This window comes from Rhodobacteraceae bacterium Araon29 (genome assembly GCA_039640505.1).
Lineage (GTDB): Bacteria > Pseudomonadota > Alphaproteobacteria > Rhodobacterales > Rhodobacteraceae > CABZJG01.
Genome location: CP046865.1, coordinates 2,005,970 through 2,028,362 on the forward strand (window position 1 = coordinate 2,005,970; position 22,393 = coordinate 2,028,362).

General features: G+C 49.0%; 19 protein-coding genes. 12 read left to right on the forward strand and 7 right to left on the reverse strand.

Features of this window, described 5'->3' with window-relative positions; translation table 11 throughout:
- Nucleotides 1-129 precede the first annotated feature (129 nt).
- From GN278_09655 to kdsA, 4 genes are read left to right on the forward strand one after another with little or no spacing between them, the layout of a single operon-like run.
- The gene (locus GN278_09655; protein XAT60975.1) at nt 130-1,128 is read left to right on the forward strand and encodes an NAD-dependent epimerase/dehydratase family protein; all 999 of its coding nucleotides are present in this window, start codon (nt 130-132) and stop codon (nt 1,126-1,128) included.
- 59 nt (nt 1,129-1,187) lie between these two features.
- Entirely contained in the window at nt 1,188-2,150 is a 963-nt protein-coding gene (locus GN278_09660; protein XAT60976.1) for a KpsF/GutQ family sugar-phosphate isomerase, read from the forward strand.
- Complete coding sequence (gene kdsB / locus GN278_09665) at nt 2,147-2,938, forward strand: 3-deoxy-manno-octulosonate cytidylyltransferase (GenBank protein ID XAT60977.1); 792 nt, start codon at nt 2,147-2,149, stop codon at nt 2,936-2,938. The genes GN278_09660 and kdsB overlap by 4 nt, the downstream gene beginning before the upstream one ends.
- Nucleotides 2,939-2,940: 2 nt before the next feature.
- Nucleotides 2,941-3,768, forward strand: coding sequence for a 3-deoxy-8-phosphooctulonate synthase (gene kdsA, locus GN278_09670; protein ID XAT60978.1), 828 nt, complete (start codon nt 2,941-2,943; stop codon nt 3,766-3,768).
- Nucleotides 3,769-3,797: 29 nt separating this feature from the next.
- Here kdsA and GN278_09675 read toward each other — a convergent pair whose 3' ends face one another.
- Nucleotides 3,798-4,628: an EamA family transporter gene (locus GN278_09675; protein ID XAT62623.1), complete on the reverse strand. Its 831-nt coding sequence runs from the start codon at nt 4,626-4,628 to the stop codon at nt 3,798-3,800.
- Between the two features lie 347 nt (nt 4,629-4,975).
- On the opposite strand from GN278_09675, the gene GN278_09680 reads away from it, so the two are divergent.
- The 4 genes from GN278_09680 (at nt 4,976) to GN278_09695 (ending at nt 8,517) form a co-directional block, all read left to right on the forward strand.
- Nucleotides 4,976-5,845 (forward strand): ATPase, encoded by an 870-nt coding sequence (locus GN278_09680; protein XAT60979.1) that lies wholly within the window; start codon nt 4,976-4,978, stop codon nt 5,843-5,845.
- Between the two features lie 30 nt (nt 5,846-5,875).
- A complete protein-coding gene (locus GN278_09685) occupies nt 5,876-6,799 on the forward strand; it encodes a homoserine O-succinyltransferase (protein XAT60980.1) in 924 nt (307 codons plus the stop codon).
- On the forward strand, nt 6,783-7,742 hold the full coding sequence (locus GN278_09690; protein ID XAT60981.1) for an alpha/beta fold hydrolase: 960 nt from the start codon (nt 6,783-6,785) through the stop codon (nt 7,740-7,742). The genes GN278_09685 and GN278_09690 overlap by 17 nt, the downstream gene beginning before the upstream one ends.
- Before the next feature lie 154 nt (nt 7,743-7,896).
- Nucleotides 7,897-8,517: a TetR family transcriptional regulator gene (locus GN278_09695; GenBank protein XAT60982.1), complete on the forward strand. Its 621-nt coding sequence runs from the start codon at nt 7,897-7,899 to the stop codon at nt 8,515-8,517.
- Nucleotides 8,518-8,623: 106 nt separating this feature from the next.
- Here GN278_09695 and GN278_09700 read toward each other — a convergent pair whose 3' ends face one another.
- A complete protein-coding gene (locus tag GN278_09700; GenBank protein ID XAT60983.1) occupies nt 8,624-9,289 on the reverse strand; it encodes a response regulator in 666 nt (221 codons plus the stop codon).
- 601 nt (nt 9,290-9,890) lie between these two features.
- Here GN278_09700 and GN278_09705 point away from each other — a divergent pair.
- From GN278_09705 to typA, 3 genes are all read left to right on the forward strand, one after another.
- On the forward strand, nt 9,891-10,379 hold the full coding sequence (locus tag GN278_09705) for a hypothetical protein (GenBank protein ID XAT60984.1): 489 nt from the start codon (nt 9,891-9,893) through the stop codon (nt 10,377-10,379).
- Between the two features lie 269 nt (nt 10,380-10,648).
- Nucleotides 10,649-12,193 carry a methyltransferase gene (locus tag GN278_09710; protein ID XAT60985.1) on the forward strand — a complete coding sequence of 515 codons (1,545 nt, stop codon included), beginning with the start codon at nt 10,649-10,651 and terminating at the stop codon, nt 12,191-12,193.
- Nucleotides 12,194-12,390: 197 nt separating this feature from the next.
- Nucleotides 12,391-14,211: a translational GTPase TypA gene (gene typA, locus GN278_09715; protein ID XAT60986.1), complete on the forward strand. Its 1,821-nt coding sequence runs from the start codon at nt 12,391-12,393 to the stop codon at nt 14,209-14,211.
- A gap of 68 nt (nt 14,212-14,279) precedes the next feature.
- Here the strand turns inward: typA and GN278_09720 are convergent, their stop codons facing one another.
- From GN278_09720 to recA, 3 genes are all read right to left on the reverse strand, one after another.
- Nucleotides 14,280-14,567 carry a DUF1330 domain-containing protein gene (locus tag GN278_09720; protein XAT60987.1) on the reverse strand — a complete coding sequence of 96 codons (288 nt, stop codon included), beginning with the start codon at nt 14,565-14,567 and terminating at the stop codon, nt 14,280-14,282.
- Nucleotides 14,567-17,236: an alanine--tRNA ligase gene (gene alaS / locus GN278_09725; protein XAT60988.1), complete on the reverse strand. Its 2,670-nt coding sequence runs from the start codon at nt 17,234-17,236 to the stop codon at nt 14,567-14,569. Before alaS ends, GN278_09720 begins: the two co-directional genes overlap by 1 nt.
- A 155-nt stretch (nt 17,237-17,391) precedes the next feature.
- Nucleotides 17,392-18,468 carry a recombinase RecA gene (recA, locus tag GN278_09730; protein ID XAT60989.1) on the reverse strand — a complete coding sequence of 359 codons (1,077 nt, stop codon included), beginning with the start codon at nt 18,466-18,468 and terminating at the stop codon, nt 17,392-17,394.
- Nucleotides 18,469-18,649: 181 nt separating this feature from the next.
- On the opposite strand from recA, the gene GN278_09735 reads away from it, so the two are divergent.
- A complete protein-coding gene (locus GN278_09735) occupies nt 18,650-19,255 on the forward strand; it encodes a gamma-glutamyl kinase (protein XAT60990.1) in 606 nt (201 codons plus the stop codon).
- On the opposite strand, the gene GN278_09740 is transcribed toward GN278_09735, so the two are convergent.
- Nucleotides 19,252-21,054: a response regulator gene (locus GN278_09740; GenBank protein XAT60991.1), complete on the reverse strand. Its 1,803-nt coding sequence runs from the start codon at nt 21,052-21,054 to the stop codon at nt 19,252-19,254. The two genes, GN278_09735 and GN278_09740, sit on opposite strands and share 4 nt — an antisense overlap.
- A 178-nt stretch (nt 21,055-21,232) precedes the next feature.
- Nucleotides 21,233-22,393, reverse strand: a complete 1,161-nt coding sequence (locus GN278_09745) for an RsmB/NOP family class I SAM-dependent RNA methyltransferase (GenBank protein XAT60992.1) — start codon at nt 22,391-22,393, stop codon at nt 21,233-21,235.

Below are 22,393 nucleotides of genomic sequence, written 5' to 3' on the forward strand. Positions count from 1 at the left end.
CTACGGTTATTTTAGGGATTTAGTCCTTTTACACGGCTCAGCTGCCGTTTGTCACCCCTGCAATGGGCAGGTGACAAAGAAACCAAGATGGCTTAACAGCCAAACAAAGACCCTATAAGAGTTTTATTCATGCATATATTTATCACAGGCGTGGCTGGGTTTATCGGGGCAAATGCCGCCGGTCAACTATTGGCCTCTGGCCATCAGGTCACTGGTATTGACAATCTAAATGATTATTACGACCCAGCGTTAAAAAAGGATCGCCTTCAAAGACTTGAAGGCAATAATAAATTCCAATTTGTCACAGGCAGCATCCAAGATCCATGCGTTTTAGCCGACCTATTTGCCGATAATGGCTTTGATGCGGTGATCCATATGGCAGCACAAGCGGGCGTGCGCTATTCAATTGACAACCCGCGCAGCTATCTGGACAGCAATCTTATCGGTACATTTGAGCTTTTAGAGGCCGCGCGTGCGCATCCACCAAAACATATGCTTTTGGCCTCTACCTCTTCTGCCTATGGCGCCAACACCGAAATGCCCTATCAAGAGGTGCAAAAAGCCGATCATCAAATGTCGTTTTATGCAGCTACCAAAAAGGCCACGGAGTCAATGGCGCATTCCTATGCCCATCTTTATTCGCTGCCGATTACCATGTTTCGGTTTTTTACAGTTTACGGCCCCTGGGGGCGGCCAGATATGGCACCGATAAAATTTACCCGCAACATCCTAAATGGCGACCCAATCGATGTTTATAATTATGGCAATATGCGCCGTGATTTCACCTATGTTGATGATCTCGTTCAGGCGTTGACACTTCTGCTTCCGCAGGCGCCCACGGAAACTCCGATTGCCGATGTAGCGGACAGTCTTTCGCCCGTCGCACCTTTTCGTGTGGTTAATATTGGCAATAACAAACCCGTGGAACTGATTGATTTTATTTCTGAAATTGAAAATGCCATTGGTAAACCTGCGGTGCAAAACCTGATGGAGATGCAAGCTGGTGATGTGACGGCCACATGGGCCGATACCACCCTGTTAGAGGCTTTAACCGGCTATGTTCCGCGCACGGATATCAAAACCGGTGTCAAAGCCTTTGTTGATTGGTATCAGGACTACTATGGTTAAGCTCTGGTCAAAGCCCCGGCAATCAGGCTAATAAAATGCAAATATCAGGAATAGCACCCATGAGCGCACCGCACAGCGAAACAGTTGATCATGCCCGCCGGGTTTTGACCATTGAAGCAGAGGCTTTGCAGCAATTAGCAAATCATTTGCCAGATGATTTTTCGCCGCTTACTGAAGCAATCTTGACTTGTACCGGACGGGTGATTGTTTCAGGTGTCGGAAAATCAGGTCACATCGGGCGCAAAATTTCTGCCACGCTTGCAAGCACCGGTACGCCCTCGTATTTTGTGCATGCCACCGAAGCCAGCCATGGTGATCTGGGAATGATTGTCGAAGGCGACCTTTGTCTGCTTATTTCAAACTCTGGCGAAACTGCCGAACTGCGCGATATCGTGGCCCATACCCGCCGGTTTTCAATTCCAATGGCGGCAATTTCTTCCAAAGCCGGCAGCACATTGATGAAAGCGGCAGATTTCGCGCTTTGCCTGCCTGATGCGCCTGAAGCCTGCGCCATTGGTATGGCCCCTACCACGTCAACCACGATGATGATTGCCTTGGGCGATGCCTTGGCGGTTGCGCTAATGAAAAAGCGCAATTTTAAGGCCGAAAACTTTTCCGTCTTTCATCCGGGCGGCAAACTTGGTGCGCAAATGGCCAGCGTTGGCGAGCTAATGCACGGGCGGGATAAAATGCCCTTTGTTGCGCCCAACACGTCTATGCAGGACACCTTGCTGGAAATGACATCGAAAGGTTTTGGGGTTGCGGTTGTCTTGGACAACGAGCGGATTACAGGGGTTATTTCAGACGGCGATCTGCGCCGCCATATGCATCATCTGATGGAGAAAACAGCCTCTGAAATTGCCAGCCCAGACCCGATTACGGTGCAGAGCGATCTTTTTGCCGCCGATGCCTTGCGGATTATGAACGATCATAAAATTGGCGTGCTGGTGGTGGTAGATAGCGAACAAAAGCCTCAGGGCATTTTCCATATCCAAGACTTGCTAAGAGCAGGTGTCGCATGAAAACAGTTATCATCATCCCTGCCCGTTATGCCAGTAGCCGCTTTCCAGGAAAACCGCTGGCGATGCTGCAATTGGCCAATGGATCGCGCAAAAGTCTGATTGAGCTGAGTTGGGAAGCAGCCAAACAAGTTAAGGACATTTCCGAGGTTTATGTGGCAACCGATGATAGCCGCATTCGTGATGCCGCCCTAGATTTTGGCGCCGAGGTTATCATGACCAGCTCAAACTGCGCCAATGGCACAGAACGCTGCGCAGAAGCGCTTGAGAACGCAAATCTTGACGCTGATTTGGTGATTAATTTGCAGGGTGATGCGCCGCTTACGCCGCCGTGGTTTATCGAGGCACTGATTGCGGCAATGTCGTCTGATCAAACGGCTCAAATGGCCACCCCTGTGCTGCAAGTTGATCCCGTCACCTACGGTCTGTTCACAGAAGATCGCCGCAATGGGCGTGTCGGCGGAACAACCGCAATTTTTGATCGTAACAGCAATGCACTTTATTTTTCCAAAGAGGTTTTGCCGTTCCTGCAGCTTGAGCAACTTACCGATAAGGCCGATATTCCGGTCTATCATCACGTCGGCGTTTACGCCTATCGGCCTGCGGCGCTAATGGCCTATATGCAATGGCCCGAAGGCCGTTTGGAAAAGCTTGAAGGGCTTGAGCAGCTTAGGTTTTTAGAAAATGCCACACAAGTTAAATGCGTCGAGGTTGACGCGCGCGGAAAGGTCTTTTGGGAGTTGAACAATCCAGAGGACATCGCCCGCATTGAAAAAGTTTTAGAGGCTTAAGAATGCTACAGAAAACTGTTAAAGTTGGTAATATTGAGATTGGTGAAAATCACCCCATCGCCTTTATTACTGGCCCCTGCCAGCTTGAAAACCGAGATCATGCGATGATGATGGCCGATAAAATTTCAAACCTTTGTGCAAAAAATGGGGCGCAGTTTATATTCAAAGCCAGCTATGACAAAGCCAACCGGTCATCCATTTCATCCGCACGCGGGATAGGTATGGAAGAAGGCCTGCGTATCCTACAAGATATTTCACGCGAATTTAACTGCCCAGTTATCACCGATGTGCATGAGGCAAGCCAATGTCAGCCAGCCAGCGAAGCAGTTGATATCTTGCAAATACCGGCCTTTCTATGCCGGCAAACCGATCTGCTTCTGGCCGCTGGTAAAACGGGAAAGCCCGTCAATGTCAAAAAGGGTCAGTTCATGGCGCCTTGGGATATGTGGAATGTGGCCGAAAAAATCGCCAGTACCGGCAATCGAGATATTCTACTGTGCGAGCGCGGCACATCGTTTGGCTATAACACTTTGGTCAATGACTTTCGCGGTCTGCAAACCATGGCTGAAACAGGATATCCGGTTATTTTTGATGCCACCCATTCGGTGCAGCAACCCAGTGGTCAAGGCAATACATCGGGCGGTGAGCGGCAGTTCGTGGCCGGATTGGCCCGCGCTGCCTGTGCTATGGGGGTCAGCGGTGTTTTTATTGAAACCCATCAGGATCCTGATAATGCCCCCTGCGACGGCCCAAACATGATCGATATTGGTCAAATGGGGGCTTTAATGGACGAGTTGCTGGCCTTTGACGCGCTGCGCAAGAAATTATAATCAGTTTACTGGTTAAAGCGGGGATGGGTTTAACTTTGGTTCCTTTCGCCTAGGATGTTAAGGTAGTTGGCCGCAAAGATAATCCCTGCCCCCAAAATCACCAGTGCATCCACAGGTTCAGAATAAAAGATAAATCCAATCACGACGATGGCCGGCAAACGGATAAAATCTATGGGCGCAATCAGCGTGGCCGGTGCAAGTGAAAGTGCGGTGGTCAGCGAAAAATGAGCGGTCAGGCCTGCACAGGCAATAAGGATCACCCAAGGCAGGTTTTGGGCAGATGGCAGCGCTATATCGCCGTCATAGCCTGCGCAGATTAGACCAAAGCCCAGTTGAAAAAGCGTCATGTAAAAAAGTACGGTTAAAATTGTTTCGCTTTGCGTTAACTTTTTGGTCAATACAATTGAACCCGCAAAACCAACCGCCGCAAGCGCTGCGCTCATCACCCCGAAGCTCAGGCCCGACATCGCCGGTTGAGCAACCAGCAAAGCGCCGCCAAAGCCAATGAGACCAACTGAGATGTTTTTGCGGGTCAACCGCTCGCCTAGAATAAACGGTGACAGGAGTAAAATCCAAAGTGGCGTGGTAAACTCAAGCGCAAAAACCTGCGCTAGCGGGATCACAGTGATGGCAAAGAACCACAGGTTCTGGCCAGTAAAATGAAACAGATTTCGGATCACATGGATACCCATGTGCCGCCGCGATATATTTTTCCCCTCATCCCGAACCAAAATAAAGCCAAGAACAAGCAAAAATCCGATAAAACTACGAAAAAGCATTATTTCAAAGGTATCAAGTTGAAAGCTGACAGCACGCCCGGCCACGGCCATCGCTACAAACGAGGCAATGGCACCAGTCATATAAAAGATTGCTTTAGTATGCTGAATTTGGCTCTCGGCCATAAAATTAAACCTTATTGTATCGTTGCCAAGGGGCACCTGACCAATCGGCGGCAGAAAATTTTGATCACGCGTTAGTTTTGCCAAGGTCAAAGCGATCCTATCTGGGATATAAACTGTTCAAAAATTTTTCAATCAATAGTTTTGCTAGCGATACTGCAACTTCAACAGAGGCTTGGCGAAGGCTGGTGCAAATATTGTGACTTTCTCAGATCTTTTGGATAAAATCAGGCGCTCTTACATCAGATAAGATTTGACCCACGCCGCTAGTCTGGCTACCTAGCTAGAAAAACCCTTGGGATACTGGCATGATCTACGACTCTTCATCGCATTGGCTCGGAGCGCAGCATAAACGCGTGATGCTTTTTGGCATGTCAGGACTGGGTAAAACCCATGTATCCTCGCTTTTGCGCGGCTCGGGAAACTGGTTTCACTATTCTGTCGATTATCGCATCGGCACGCGGTACATGGGGGAAAATATCGCGGATAATTTCAAGCAGATTGCGATGCAAAACCCTGAGCTTCGTGATCTGTTGCTATCAGACTCGATTTATATCGCGTCTAATATCACCTTTGACAATTTAACGCCGCTCTCGACCTATTTGGGAAAACCAGGAGATCAAAGCAAAGGGGGCTTGCCATTTGCAGAATATTTGCGCCGCCAAGAACAGCATCGGCAGGCGGAAATATCGGCCCTAATGGATACCACCCGCTTTATATCGCGGGCAGAAGAAATTTATCACTATGATAACTTCATCTGTGATACCAGCGGCTCGATCTGTGAAGTCGTAAATCCTGAAAATCCAAATGATCCGGTTTTAAGCGCGCTCGCGGATCAGGTTTTAATGGTTGCCATAGAAGGCTCAGACAATCATACAGCCAAGCTGATCAAAAGGTTCGATCGTGCGCCCAAGCCAATGTATTATCAGCCCCAGTTCTTGGCCGAAAAATGGTCGCAATATCTTGCACTAAACAAGGTTGAAGAGGCCGCCGTAAACCCGGATGACTTTATCCGTTGGGCCTATGCGCAGGCACTGGCACATCGCCAACCCCGCTATGCTGCGATGGCAAAATGGGGCGTTAAAATCACAGCCGATGAAATAAGCCAAATACAAAGCCCGACGGATTTCAATGATTTGATTGGTATGGCACTTGATCGCCGCGCCGGCACTCAATAAATTTCCATAAATTTTACAGGATTAAAACCAATGCCGATTAAAATCCCATCCGACCTTCCTGCCTTTGACGTGCTGACGCGCGAAGGCGTTATGGTGATGGGGGAAGATCAGGCATCGCGTCAGGACATCCGACCCATTCGCATTGGTCTTTTGAATTTGATGCCCAAGAAAATTCAAACGGAAAATCAATTTGCGCGCTTGATCGGGGCCACTCCTTTACAGATTGATCTATCGCTTATCCGTATGAGCGAGCATCAGACAAAAAATACTGCTGCGGACCATATGGAAAGCTTTTACCGGCCATTTTCAGAGGTGCTCGCAAGTGATGATAAATTCGACGGTTTGATCATCACTGGGGCTCCAATTGAACATTTGCCCTTTGAGGACGTTTCCTATTGGGAAGAGCTTAAAACTGTTTTTAACTGGACTCAAAGCCATGTCCATTCGACCTTTGGCGTATGCTGGGGGGGGATGGCAATGATCAAGCATTTCCATAAAATTGATAAACAGATGCTGGATGCCAAGGCTTTTGGATGCTTTCGTCATAAGAACCTAAAGTCAAACTCACCCTATTTGCGCGGGTTTTCAGATGACTGTGTCATTCCTGTCAGCCGCTGGACTGAAATCCTTGAACCAGATGTAAAGGCTGAACCCGCACTTGAAATTTTACTGGGCAGCGACGAGGTCGGTCCCTGTTTGATCGAGGATGCAGCCCACCGAGCGCTATATATTTTCAATCATTTTGAATACGACAGCGATACGCTTAAACAAGAATATGATCGTGATATATCCGAAGGTCGAAGCATTAACGTGCCGAATAACTATTATCCTGATGATAATCCACAAATGCCACCCCAAAACCGTTGGCGCAGTCATGCGCATTTATTATACGGCAACTGGATCAATGAAATTTATCAATCTACACCCTATGACATGAATGACATTGGTACTTAGCACCCTTGTAGTTTTAGTCGCCCTTGTTGCAATTGGGGCTTATTTCCTTGCAATGTATAAATCGGCGCAAGCGGTCAAGAATTTCCCCATCACTGGGCAATTGATTGATGTTACGGGCACAAAAATCCATGTTGCTGTTATGGGCGCGGGCGCTGATCTGGTGATGATACATGGCTCAAGTGGAAATCTGCGTGATTTTACAACATCACTGGCATCGCGTTTAGCCAAAGCCTACCGTGTTATATTGCTAGACCGGCCTGGCTTGGGACATTCTGAGGGCTTTGATGCACGCGGAGAAACACTGCGAGACCAAGCCCTCATGCTGCGCGATGTGTCGCTACAGCTCGGAGTGAAAAAACCTCTGGTGCTGGGCCACAGCTTTGGCGGTGCCGTGGCCTTGGCCTGGGCGCTACATGCCCCAAAAGATATTTCCGCCTTGATACTGCTGTCCGCGCCCTCTCATCCCTGGGACACCGGGCTCAGCGCATATTATAAAATAATGTCCGCACCATTCTTTGGGAATTACACAAGCCGTCTTGTTTGTGCTTTTGCGCCCGAGCGCGCCATCCAGAAAAACCTAAAAGAAACCTTTTCCCCCCAAACGATCCCAGAAGATTATCGGGATAAAATAGGACTTGAGCTTTATCTGCAGCCAAAAGTCATGTTGGCAAACGCCCGCCAAAGACGCAATTTGAAAAAACAAATCCGTGAAATGACACCACACTATCCGAAAATATCAGTGCCAACGGAAATTGTGCATGGAACCTCAGATCATATTGTGCCACTCGAAATTCATGCAAAACTACTCGCAAAAGACTTACCAAACTCAAATCTGACAGCGTTAACAGGAATTGGCCATATGCCGCACCATTGGTCTCAAGAAGCCGTTTGCGAGGCAATTGACAATGCAGCCATACGTGCTGGATTGCGCTCAGATCAATAAACCTCCATATTGAAAATAAATCAGGAGCTTTAAATGCCACTGCCCCCCTTAGGCCCACCTCGCAGAATTATTTTGCGCAAATCGGCAGAAACTAAGTGTTTAATGTTACATGGATATATCTGGCTAAATTGCCATGAAAACCTACGGCGCCTAAATGCCTAAGCGCGGCTATCATCACGGAAATCTTCGGCAGGCATTGATTGAAGCGGTCCTGACTTTAATCGAAGTCAAAGGCCCGACAGGCTTTACCCTGTCCGAGGCTGCGAAACTGGCAGGAGTAACCCCTGCGGCGGTCTATCGTCATTTTGAAGGGCGCGAAGATCTCATTGCAGAAGTGGCACTGCAAGGATATGAAATTTTCGCCGATTTGATGCAATTTGCCTATGATAGCGGGCAACCTTCGGCGCTGAGTGCGTTTGAAGCGACCGGGCGGGCGTATCTAGCATTTGCGCGAAAGTATCCTGGTCACTATATCGCAATGTTTGAAAGTGGCATTTCTGTTAACCGCACTCCGGAACTTGCGGCCTCTTCTGCGCGCGCGCGCAGTGTTCTTGAAGTCGCCGCAAATGATCTTTGCCAACATATCCCGATTGATAAGAGGCCGCCGGCTTCCATGTTTAGTGCTCATATCTGGGCTCTGTCACATGGAGTGGTTGAATTGTTTGCCCGTAATTCCCCGGGGGCTGCCAGCCCCTTTGCGCCAGAAGATCTGCTTGAAGCTGGAATTGGGGTATATTTGCGAGGTGTTGGGTTAATTGATAAAGATTTTGATTAATCTAAAGGGATTAAAATAGCCCTTGCCGGACGTATAATAGTTTACAGAGCAAATCTATTTTCAATATTCAATTTTGGCCTTACACCAGAGCTTTCAAGGCACTCTCTTATAACAGCCCTGTATCACGTGCCAAAACCACTGCATGGGTACGATTAGTGGCCTTTAGTTTCTTGCAAATCGACATGACATGCATTTTCACTGTCCCTTCGGAAAGCCCCAAGGCTGTAGCAATCTGTTTATTTTTATTTCCATCGCCAAGAAGCTGCAATACAGTCATTTCACGGCCGCTCAAGGGTCCTTTACTAGCCGCTCTTACTTCCGGTTCTTGTTGCAGCAGATTAAGCGGCAAAAAAACTTCGCCAGCATGAATAAAGCGTATTGAATTTGCCAAGGACTTAATCGGCTGCGCTTTGGAAATTATCCCAGCCCCACCAACGGCCAGAACCTCATCCATTAAGTTTCGGGTGGCCATGCCTGTAATAATCCCAACTGGGACCGAACCACTGCATAAATCTAATATTTTGGCCAAGCCATTTAGACCATCCATACCGGGCATTTGATAATCCAGTAAGACAACATCAAATGGACCTTCCGTTTGAAATTTATCAAAGGCCTCTGTTGCTGATATAGCTGTTGTAACATCCATATCACTTTGCTGATCTAGATACATGCGTGCAATATCAAGCACCAACTCATGATCATCTGCAATCAATAGCCGAATAACATCAGGCTTTTGTTCATCACCACTTTTAGTAAAGTCTTGAAGTACCATTACCTCACCTAACAAAATCTTATAATAGCCTTTGTCTGTTGGACTTTTGCACTTTAGGGCGTTGGACTAAACGATAAGATCTAGATAGATATTAAATCTTCTAAGACCGTGTGGCCTATGCCTTCATACATACATTCACAAATATTGACGTTATAACGTAACTTCTATTTCGTCAAAACGTGTTTAACTTCTGAAACCATTGTAATTTATCCGGCACTATCTAACACTAAATCCTCACTAGCCTTACTTAAAAGCACAAGTTTTAGGGATAATTTCCTTTGAACCCCGGTTAAAGATTGATCCCAAGCGCCAAAAGACATTCGGGCTGTTTTATGACATGCTGGCTCAAATACATATTGGACTATTGGCTTGCCAGCTGAACACTACAACATTCTGATTAAAACACAATCATTCAACTAAAGAAGATTATATTTCTTAAAAAAATAATAAATTGCGAGTTTGAGGGGATATATTTTAAAATATTGCTCCATTCAGAAATTAAATAAACACTTCAATTTACCAAGGGCTTTTAAATTACACCAAACTCTAAAGTATTAAATTCATTTTCACAGAATTAGGCCAGAGAGCATTACATCATTGAGTGCTCAAGCTCGCATTCTGGTGGTTTTGGCTGAGTGATGTTCCACATCACAATTCTGTGCATTTAAAAATAAAAGATTATGCGTTAACATCAAATACTACTTTTGAGGGTATATTTCCACCGAAAGGCTATTCCATGAAAAAGTTTTTACTTTTAACACCTCTTGTTCTGGCACTGAACGCCTGCGGAACAATTGGTTATGAAGCCGAAAAAAGCTATTGCACTGCGCTCTGGATAGAAAAAATACCTGAAATTTCCCAACAGCGCATTACGACGCACTACCGTTATGAACTTCAGCCGACTGGTGAATTCACCCATGAATTAGACCAAAACGGAAACTCGGTGGCCGTGCCCAACTATAAACGAGTTAGGATACCCTATCCGGTTATTGAAAGCGTTGATCTTAATGCAAAGCGGCGCAACAGCCATATAACAGCTTGTGCAAAGCGGGCCTGTCAGGCCAAATTTGGTAATCCTAATTGTGAGTAACCAAGGCTAGTGTTTGCACGCACAAATTTGCTCTAAATATTCAGCATAGTTCATTTGCGACCAACTGTCGCAAATTGAACAGATTGAACCTGCAGATGGTTGCTAAAAATTACCATGCAATGAGTGAGATAAGATGCAAGCGGAAGCCTCAAAAATTCAGTTGGTAGTGATCACCATTGGGGCAGATCGAGGTCGGGCTGCAAGGGGAGGCCCTGCCGCTCCGTGATATCCCGCGCGCCTTTCTTTGTTACTGATTTTTGGATTTACATATGACTGCTAGTTTATCTCGCCGCGCCGGTGGGCGCTCTGCCCGCCGCTCCGCGCGCTCTGCACCTTTGGCCGAACATCTACGACCCGTCCGCCCCGGCATGCCCGGGGGCACCTATGCCCCGCTGACTATTGAGAATGAACAGCGCATCCACCATGCTGTTTTGGATGCGCTCGAACAAATTGGGCTGGCTGATGCCCCCCAAAGTGGCATTGATTATCTTACCCGGGCCGGTGCCCTCCTCGGTGATGACGGTCGCATCCGGTTTCCACGCGCTCTTATCGAAGATACCATTGCCTCGGCCAATCGTTCAATTAAACTTTTTAGCCGCGATGGTGGCCATGACTTAGAGCTCTCAGGAACCAAAGTCCACTATGGAACTGCGGGCGCTGCAGTGCATATGGTGGATGTAGAGGGACGCAATTATCGTGAAAGCTCGGTGCAAGACCTGTTTGATGCAGCGCGGATCACAGATCAGCTTGATAATATCCATTTTTTGCAGCGCCCTATGGTCTGCCGCGATATTACCGACAATCGCGAAATGGATTTAAACACCATTTATGCCTGCTGCTCAGGAACCACCAAACACGTTGGCACATCTTTTACCGAACCGGCCTTTGTCGCCGATGCATTGAAAATGCTGCATATGATAGCAGGAGGGGAAAAAGCCTGGCGTGCGCGGCCCTTTTTGTCAAATTCAAACTGTTTTGTTGTCCCGCCAATGAAATTTGCCACGGAAAGCTGTCTGGTAATGGAAGAGTGCATTCAAGGCGGGATGCCAATCTTACTGCTTAGCGCCGGACAAGCCGGGGCCACGGCGCCTGCGCCTATTGCGGGCGCTATTGTGCAGGCAGTGGCCGAATGTCTCGCTGGTTTGGTGTATGTGAACGCCGTAAAGCCCGGTCATCCGGCAATATTTGGCACTTGGCCGTTTGTGTCCGATCTGCGCACCGGCGCCATGTCGGGCGGCAGCGGCGAACAAGCGCTGCTAAGTGCTGGTTGCGCACAAATGCACCGGTTTTACAATTTGCCAGGCGGAGCCGCGGCGGGGATTGCGGATGCAAAACTGCCCGATATGCAAGCGGGTTGGGAACAGGCAACATCAAATGTCATGGCAGGACTGTCAGGCCTAAATATGGTCTATGAGGCGGCTGGAATGCATGGGTCTCTTCTTGGTTTTTGTCATGAGTCTTTGATTTTGGGCGATGACCTTATTGGTCAGGCTTTGCGCTGCGTGCGTGGCATTGAGGTGAATGAAGACACTGTGAGCCTTGAGGTGATCAAACAAACCTGTCTTGAGGGACCCGGGCATTATTTGGGATCCGATCAAACACTTGCGCTCATGCAAACGGAATATATCTATCCAGCTCTCGGAGACCGCTCTTCACCCAAAGAGTGGGATGAGCTGGGCAAACCTGATTTGGTTGAAAAAGCAAAAGCCCGTAAAACTGACATCCTGAGCCAACCCTCGGCGGCGCAATTCAGCCCCGATATCGATCGCGATATTCGCGCTGCCTTTAACATTCATTTGCCCACTTCAGCATAAATACGCTTTATGGCCCGCCAGACGGGGGCCAGCCCCCGGACCCCCGGGAGTATTTCGGCAAAAGAAAAATAGTAGCTGAATTTTAGTACTCTGGGCGCACAAATGTCAGGTTTTAAAACTTAACGCATGATTGCTCTGGTGTTTTGCCAAAAGAGCCGCTAGGGCACGCCCAACAAAACCAACTAAGGACGCGAAAGATGGACCTGCGCAATATTGCGATCATCGCCCATGTTGATCATGGCAAAACCACATTGGTCGATGAATTGCTAAAGCAATCGGGCGCCTTTCGGGCCAATCAAGCTGTAGCCGAGCGGGCAATGGACAGTAATGATATTGAACGTGAGCGCGGCATAACAATTTTGGCCAAAGCCACTTCGGTAGAATGGAAAGGCACACGGATTAATATCGTTGACACGCCGGGCCATGCCGATTTTGGCGGCGAGGTAGAGCGCATTTTAAGTATGGTTGATGGTGTTGTTTTGCTTGTGGATGCAGCCGAAGGTCCTATGCCGCAAACCAAGTTTGTAACGGCAAAGGCGTTGGCGCTTGGATTGAGACCTATCGTGGTGTTGAATAAGGTTGATAAGCCAGACGCCGAACCGGACCGGGCGCTTGATGAGTGTTTTGATTTGTTTGCTGCGCTGGATGCCAATGAAGATCAACTTGATTTTCCACATCTTTATGCCTCGGGGCGCTCGGGCTGGGCAGATCATTCGCTTGACGGTCCGCGCAAGGATTTGGCCGCGCTGTTTGATTTAGTGCTTAATCATGTGCCAGCGCCGCGGCAGGTTGCGCGTCAGGACGAAGATTTTCGAATGTTGGCCACCACTCTAAGCACAGATCCTTTTGTGGGGCGTATTTTGACCGGGCGGGTTGAAAGCGGACGGCTGAAAGTTGGCGCAACCCTGCAGGCGCTAAGCCGTATAGGACAGAAAATCGAACAGTTCCGGGTCACCAAAATCCAAGCGTTTCGCGGACTGTCGCAGAGCGATATTGAAGAAGCCGTCGCCGGCGATATCGTCACGCTTGCAGGTCTATCGAAGGCAACAGTTTCAGACACGCTCTGCGCGTTGGCCGTTGATACACCGCTTCCGGCACAACCCATTGACCCACCAACAATTTCAGTGACCTTTGGCATCAATGACAGCCCGCTTGCGGGGCGTGATGGGAAAAAAGTGCAAAGCCGGGTCATCCGTGAGCGTTTGCTCAAAGAGGCCGAAAGCAACGTCGCGATCAAGGTAAGTGACACCCCCGGCGGTGAAGCCTTTGATGTGGCTGGACGCGGCGAGTTGCAAATGGGGGTTTTGGTCGAAAATATGCGGCGTGAGGGTTTTGAGCTTTCCATTTCCCGGCCTCAGGTACTGATGCGCGAAGGCGAAAACGGTGAACGGCTAGAGCCAATTGAAGAAGTTACCGTGGATGTTGACGACGACTATTCCGGCACTGTTATCGAAAAACTGACCGGCAGCCGGAAGGGCGAGCTTGCCGAAATGAAACAGGCAGGGTCTGGCAAAACCCGGATCATCGCACATGTGCCATCGCGCGGTCTTATCGGCTATCATGGCGAGTTTTTGACCGACACCCGGGGTACTGGCGTGCTAAACCGGGTATTTCATGACTGGGCGCCCTACAAGGGTGAAATTTCTGGTCGCCGTGCCGGGGTGCTTATTTCCATGGAAGATGGAGTATCGGTTGCCTATGCGCTTTGGAACCTTGAAGATCGCGGCAAGATGTTTATCAGCGCGCAAGAAAAAATATATCAAGGCATGATTATTGGCGAGCACAGCCGCGAAAATGATCTTGAGGTTAATCCGCTCAAAGGGAAAAAGCTAACCAATGTGCGGGCCTCCGGAACGGATGAGGCTGTGCGGTTGACCACTCCGATCACCCTATCTTTGGAAGAGGCCATCGCCTATATCAACGATGATGAATTGGTCGAGGTTACGCCGGGGTCTATACGCCTTCGAAAGCGCTATCTAGACACGCACGAGCGCAAGCGGATGGCCAGGGCCAGTTAGACTTTTAGGGATCGCACCTGAAGAGCAATTAGAGTTGAGTGCGCCGCCAGAACACGGCGCAGCGATAATTATTCAGTGGTTTCAACCACCATCAATTCACGCTCCGCAGCGCCGCGTGCATGGTCAAGAGCGGCTTGATATTCTTTTGAGTGATAGCAGGCCTCGGCCGCCTCAAGGCTTGGAAAACGCGCGACAACATTGCGGGCACGGTCAGTGCCTTCAAGCTGCACATAACGTCCGCCACGGGCAATAAAATGGCCGCCATGGGCCGCAATCGCCGGACCGGCAAGTTTGGCGTATTTCGTATAGCTTGCTTCATCTGTTACTGTCACATGGGCAATCCAAAGTGCTGGCATTAGCGTGCTCCTTCTAATATTTGCTGCGCCGCTGCTATTGCGGCCTCGGCGCCGTTTATATCATTTCCACCGCCCCGCGCCAAATCGGGCCGTCCACCGCCGCCTGCGCCGCCTAAAAGCGGCACCGCTGCCCGAACCAGATCCACCGCCGAAAGGCTTGCTGTTAAATCTTCGGTCACACCTGCACAGACTGCCACTTTGCCATCAGCATCTGCAATAAGGAGCACAGCGCCAGATTTAAGGCGGGTTTTGTGTTCATCAATCAAAGCCGGTAACTCTTTGCCCGAGACACCCGACAGTATTTGGGCCACAAAACTTATGCCGCCAATATCTTTCGCCTCTGCGCCGCCACCGTTTGACGCACCGCCCGAAAGCGCCAGTTCGCGGCGCAACTGAGCAACTTCATTGCTTAGGGATTTACGCTCGTCAAGCAGAGCTTTGACTCGTTCAGGAACATCGGAAAGTGGTGATTTTAACTCTGCTGCAGCCTCGCTAAGTGCCGCAGTTTGGGCCATCAGATGGCCATGTGCGGCCTGCCCTGTGAGCGCTTCGATCCGGCGCACACCTCCGCTGCTTGCGCTTTCGCCGGTGGTGACAAACATACCAATGTCGCCCGTCTGTTTGACATGGGTACCGCCACACAGCTCAAGTGAATAGGTTGCCCCATCGTTGCCTTTACCAGAGCCTTCAAGATGCCCCATAGAGACAACCCGCACTTCATCTCCGTATTTTTCACCAAAAAGCGCTTGCGCACCTAGACCGCGTGCATCTTCAGGGGTCATAATCCGTGTTTCCACCGATGTATTTTGACGGATAAAAGCGTTCACCTCAGATTCAACAACGCGCAAGTCTTCTGCGCTAAGAGCTTTGGCATGGCTAAAGTCAAACCGCAAACGATCATCGGCATTGAGCGATCCGCGCTGCGCCACATGATCACCAAGGCGGCGGCGAAGTGCTTCGTGTAGCAAATGCGTGGCCGAATGATTGGCTCGGATTGCGCTGCGCCGTGCATGATCGACCGCAAGCTCAGCGCCAAGACCTACTTTTAAGTCGCCCTCTAAAACTTCTCCAATATGAATGAACACATCGGCAACCTTCTTAGTATCGGTGATCTGGACCACCACGCCATCCGCTTTTAAAAGCCCGCTATCACCAACTTGCCCACCGCTTTCGGCATAGAACGGTGTTTGATTAAGCACAATTTGCACCGACTCTCCTGCTGCCACGCTGTCAACTTCTAAGCCGTCCTTAATCAAAGCCACAACTTGGCCCTCAGCTTTTTCGGTCTTATACCCAAGAAAGTCGGTCACACCGTGGCGATCTGCTATATCGAACCAAATGGTGGCATCCGCTGCCTGACCCGATCCGGACCACGCCGCGCGCGCCTTTGCTTTTTGTTCGGACATAGCCTCATTGAACCCATCCGTGTCGACCTGCAGACCTTTTTCGCGCAGGGCATCTTGGGTTAGATCAAGCGGGAAGCCATAGGTATCATAGAGTTTAAATGCCGTCCCACCCGGCAAAGTTCCGTCTTGATCCAAATCAACTATTTCGTCTTCCAAAAGCCTTAAACCGCGATCGAGCGTGGTTTTAAAGCGGGTTTCTTCGAGCAACAGAGTTTCTTCAATAAGCGCCTGCCCTTGCTGCAGTTCTGGATAGGCCTGCCCCATTTGCTTGACCAAAGCGGGCACAAGGCGGTGCATCACCGGATCTTTGGCGCCTAGTATATGCGCATGGCGCATCGCACGGCGCATGATGCGGCGCAAAACATAGCCCCGACCTTCATTTGAAGGCATGACGCCATCTGCGATTAAAAACGACGTCGAGCGTAGATGATCTGCAATCACGCGGTGCGAGACATTCATATCCCCGTAAGGATCAACCGAGGTTGCCTCGGCCGACGCCTCGATAAGGTCCTTCATCAGATCGGTGTCATAATTATCATGGCTGCCTTGTAGGAGTGCTGCGATGCGCTCAAGTCCCATACCGGTGTCAATTGACTGCATTTCAAGCGGTACTTTAGACCCATCTGCAAATTCTTCGTTTTGCATAAAGACAAGGTTCCAAATTTCGATGAACCGATCGCCATCCTCTTCTGGGGATCCCGGAGGTCCACCCCAGATATGATCGCCGTGATCATAAAAAATTTCGGTACAAGGCCCACAAGGGCCAGTTGGCCCCATGCGCCAGAAATTATCGTCTGTCGCAATTCGGATGATCCGGTCATCGGAAAGACCAGCCGCTTTTTTCCAAATTTCGGCGGCTTCGTCATCATCATGGTAAATGGTGACGCATAACCGGTCCTTGTCGATGCCAAACTCTTTGGTGATCAATTCCCAAGCAAAAGGAATTGCATCAGATTTGAAATAATCACCAAAGCTAAAGTTTCCGAGCATCTCAAAAAACGTGTGGTGGCGCGCGGTGTATCCCACATTATCCAGATCATTGTGCTTTCCGCCCGCGCGCACACATTTTTGCGCCGATGTCGCCCGCTTGTAATCGCGTGTTTCCACTCCGGTGAAGAGGTTTTTGAACTGAACCATCCCCGAGTTTACGAACATCAAGGTGGGATCGTTACGCGGCACCAGAGGGCTCGATGCAACGATCTCATGCCCCTGCTTTGAGAAATAATTCAAAAAGGTCGAACGGATATCGTTTAAACTGGGCATTTGGCTGGCTTTCAAACAAGTATTTTTCGTGTAGACGAGGTATAACCTAGGCCCTTAATTGTCCACAGTTAACCGTCGATTGCCGCCTTGTGCCAAGAAAAAGCCGCTGCAAATATAACAGCGGCTTTCCATTTAGCTTAATTAATAGGCCCGTTTTAGGCTTCGATCACATCATCGCCCTTTGTGCCCGCTTCTGATTTTGGAATTTCAAAATCAAGCCCGTGGGCTGCCCGGATTTTATCTTCAATCTCATAGGCAATATCTGAATTGTCTTTCAGGTATATTTTGGCGTTTTCACGCCCCTGCCCGATACGCTCATCGCCATAGCTGTACCAGGCACCGGATTTTTCCACCACGCCGGCTTTGACACCAAGATCGAGCAGTTCCCCCATTTTTGAAATGCCTTCACCATACATGATATCAAATTCCACCTGTTTAAACGGTGGCGCAACTTTATTTTTAACCACTTTGACCCGCGTTGCATTGCCAACCACTTCGTCGCGGTCTTTGATCGCACCAATGCGGCGGATATCAAGACGGACCGAGGCATAAAATTTCAATGCATTGCCGCCCGAAGTTGTTTCAGGGCTGCCAAACATGACACCAATTTTCATCCGGATCTGGTTGATGAAAATAACCATGCACTTGCTGCGGCTGATCGATCCAGTCAGTTTGCGCATTGCTTGGCTCATTAGACGAGCCTGAGTGCCAACACTGCTATCGCCCATATCGCCTTCCAGTTCAGATTTTGGCGTGAGCGCCGCAACCGAATCGACAACCACCATGCTTACGGCGCCCGAGCGCACAAGCGTGTCGGTAATTTCCAAAGCTTGCTCGCCTGTGTCCGGTTGACTGATCAATAGCTCATCAAGGTCCACACCTAGCTTTCTTGCATAAAGCGGATCAAGCGCATGCTCGGCATCAACAAAAGCACAAACGCCACCCTTTTTTTGCTCTTCCGCCACACAGTGCAAAGTCAAAGTTGTTTTACCGGAACTTTCTGGCCCGTATACCTCGATAATACGCCCTTTGGGCAGACCACCAATGCCCAAAGCGATATCCAATCCCAAAGACCCAGTAGACGTGGATTCGATTTCCTGTATCGGGTTTTCCCCGCCCAGCTTCATGATCGAGCCTTTGCCAAACTGCCGCTCAATCTGTGCCAGTGCGCTATCCAGCGCTTTTTGTTTTTCCGTACCGCTCTTATTTGTCATTGAAAGAATATCTGCCATTTTGTTTTGCCTTTCTTATTTCACAGCCACACCCATAGGGCAATCGCTGCATTGTTCCGCTCTTGTTCTCATTATGGGGTCAAACCAAGAACATTTCAAGAAAATTTTAATAAAATGACTTTCAACTGAAAATGTTAAGGAGTAATGTAAAGCTCTCAATTTTAATTTTTGGCATCTCATTATGTTAGTATTTACTGAAAAAAACCTTGTTTTTCTATCTATGCCCAAAACGGCTTCCACTGCTTTCATCGCCGCTTTGACGCCCTATGCGTCAATGATTATTAAATCCCCACCTGGGCTTAAACATATGGGCCTAAGGCGGTTTAATAACCGTATTCGACCCTTGATTGAAAAAAATCAAAGCGCCCCTTTCGAGACACTGGCAGTCATTCGCCATCCAATTGATTGGCTCGGAAGTTGGTATCGGTACCGCCAACGCGATGCGATTAAAAACAAATCAAATTCCACACAAAATATCAGCTTTGATAGCTTTGTGCAGGAGTATATGGGCCAAACCCCACCAGATTTTGCCAAAGTTGGCGACCAGGCAAAATTTTTACACTCTTCAAAAGAATCAGCGCCAATCACATATTTGTTTCAATATGAGGACCAGTCAGGGCTAAAGCAGTTTTTAGAACAGCGATTAGAGATCAAATTTAATCTTCAGAAACGAAATGTATCACCGAAAAAAAACCTTATCCTTCACCCCGAAACCGAAGAAAAACTGCTCAGAAAATGCCAGCGTCAATTTGATATTTGGCAAAATGCCGGCCCCCATAGGCTTTAATGCATTTGGTTACTCACCGTTGTGGTGAGTTGTTCAAGCGAAAATGGTTTTGGCAAAAAAACAGAATTTGGAATTCGCGCCTGATGGGTTTGAAAATTATCCTCGGCGTAGCCTGACACAAATACCACGCCAACATTTGGCCGATCCGCCAAGGCTTCTTTTACCCAACTGGGTCCATCAAGACCGGGCATAACCACATCGGTGACAAAGACATCAATTTTTAGACTTTGATCGCTGAGCGTCTTTAACGCCTCTTCACCTGAGCAGGCCTCAATCACTTTAAACCCTCTAAGCTGTAACGCTCGCGCTGCAAAGGTCCGTACAGTTGCTTCGTCTTCGACCAACAAAATGACATTGTCGCAAACTTTGCGGTTCGGCTTGAGTGGGCGAGGAATAGTGGTTGGTGTGGGGCGCAACTCGGCAACACTGGCCGGCAGTAATAAGGTGAATTGCGTACCCTTTGCCACTTCACTGTCAACAAAAATATACCCCCCACTTTGCTTCACAATTCCGTAAACAGTCGACAACCCTAGGCCCGTTCCTTCACCGGTTCGTTTGGTTGTATAGAAAGGCTCAAATATTTTCTGGAGCTTATCAGAAGAAATCCCGCAGCCCTCATCCGACACCGTTACGGATACATACTGTCCAGGTTCCACCACCACACGGTCGCGCAAAAAAGGCGCGGTAATATTTGATGCTGCAGTGGAAATAACAATCTTTCCACCCTGCGGCATCGAATCGCGTGCATTCACCACCAAATTCATCAATACCTGTTCCAATTGCCGTTTATCGGCCCGAACTCTATGCAGGGCTGGGTCATAATTGAGGCAAAGCTCAACCTTTTCGCCTACCAAGCGGTTTAGCAAATGGGTAAAATCCGACAGCATGTCCCGAATATCCAAATGTTCTAAACGCAGGGTTTGTTTGCGTGAAAAAGCCAAAAGCTGTGCGACCAAGGCCGCAGCGCGATTGGCGTTTTGATTGATCTGCATCAGATCAGAGTAATTTTGATCATCTGGGCAATGACGCAATAATAACAAATCACAATGGCCCGAAATGGCGGTCAGAAGGTTATTAAAATCATGCGCAACGCCGCCCGCCAGTTGTCCGATGGCCTGCATTTTCTGGCTTTGGACAAATTGCGCCTCGAGGGTTTTGAGTTCAGTGGCATCACTTAGAACCGCAATCAAAGATGGATCACCCGGCTCTGAACTACGATTAAGAGCAACCTGCACATAAATATCCGAAGCATGCCGCGTCAGGCGCAAAAATTCGGGATGCTTCAACCCCCGCCCCAACAGTGCATCATCAAGCCAATCTGCGATCGATCGACCCAGACCTTCCATCAATTCCGACAAAAGTGGGCTTTCATCAGGCTCAATCCTTAAGAGGTCACAGGCTATTTGATTTGCGCAAACTATCCGCCCGCTGGCAGCCAGTTTGATCATCGGTACCGGCAATGCTTCAATATCAGCCCGCACCCCGGTTGAGGGCACCCCATCGCTCTCTGGCGTCAGCAATAAAATTTGAAACCGCCCGTGGCTTATTGGTTGGCGCATTACAAAATATCGCTCAATACCGAATTTGGTCTTTATATAATTGATCCCACCCCACTGGATATCCGGATCAGAAAACAGTCCCAACAAAGAATTTAGCTTAGCGCCAATTAATTTTTTAGCTGCTGAGTTCATGCGCCAAATTTCATGCGATGCATTGACTGTTAAACTTGGCACATGATCGAAGAACCGCTTTTCCTTCATAATCTGCAACCCACGGGCGACCACTTCAACCACGACCATTTACAAAAAGCTATTGAGGCAGTGAAGAGATTGAGAGGCAACCGATCATTTAGGACGAGCAAGTTTTTATTATTCTGCTGCATGTAATGTCCTTATTTGAATCGATGCGCCCATAACGCCAGCCAATGGTTAAGCTGATGTTAACGCCTATATACAACCTATAGTTGTTTTTTGCAAATTATTGGTTTTGCAGGATGGCGAAATAAAATCCATCACCGTCAGCATCAGGTAGAAATTGCCTTGAGTGAGCAAGAGACCACTGGCCGTTCTTATTCAAAAATCGGCTAATTTGTTGCCCATTTTCACGTTCAAGAACCGAGCAGGTTGCATAGAACAACATGCCATCGGGGGCCACGAGATCAGCCGCCTTTGAAAGGATATCGAACTGCGTGGTCAAAAGATCGTCCAACTGGTCTGTGTTTAGATTCCACTTGCCACTGGGATCCCGGCGCCACGCCCCACTGCCAGAGCAGGGCACATCGCAAAAAACCAGACCGTATTTTGCGTTCTGAATCTGATCCACAGTCTTGAGCACAATATCTGCTTGGGCGCGTTTTGCGCGAACAGGAAGGTCCTTCATGCGCTGCGCCTGCGCGTCATGGGCATGAACTTTCTTACCCAGCCAGGCGGCGAGCGCCAAAGCCTTACCACCGCCGCCCGCGCAATAATCAAGAACCGGTCCCTTAATGTCTGATGTCAGGGCACAGACACTGGCTTGGCTAGAGGCATCCTGCAATTCTACCAGCCCCTGCTTGTAACTATCTGAAAGAGCGACTTTTCGCGCACCATCTATGACTTTAAGCGCCGTCGGAACAAAGGGATGGGCTTCGGTATTTATACCTTCATCGCAAAGCTTTTGACAGGCCACTTCCCGCGTTGTTCGGGCGATATTGACCCGAAGAAAAACCGGAGCTCGTTGGCGTAAATTATCGGCCACCTGCTCTGCGTGATCTGCTAAATCCTGACACCAAATCGGCCAGAGCCAATCTGGTATATCAAACTTTTCGGCCTCTGATTTGAAATCACTTTTCTCTTGCTCTTTGGCAGACAAAGTTTCGGGCGCAAACCGATCACCAGTAAATATGCTTTGGGGATCAATACCGTGCTGGTGCAGTGCAGCAATCATAATAGGACGGCCGCTCATGCCGCCGCCGCGAGCTGCGTAAGATCGTAAATGGCGCAGCGCATCATAGACATGATCGCGCACTGCTGCGCGGTCACTAGAGCCGGCGTATCGGCTACGCCGTGCCCATGCGGTCAAAGCCACCTCGCCCGACCGCCCGGTTAAAAAGTCATCGATTACCTCAATGGCAGCCTGAACTCGGGCGGCAGGCATCAT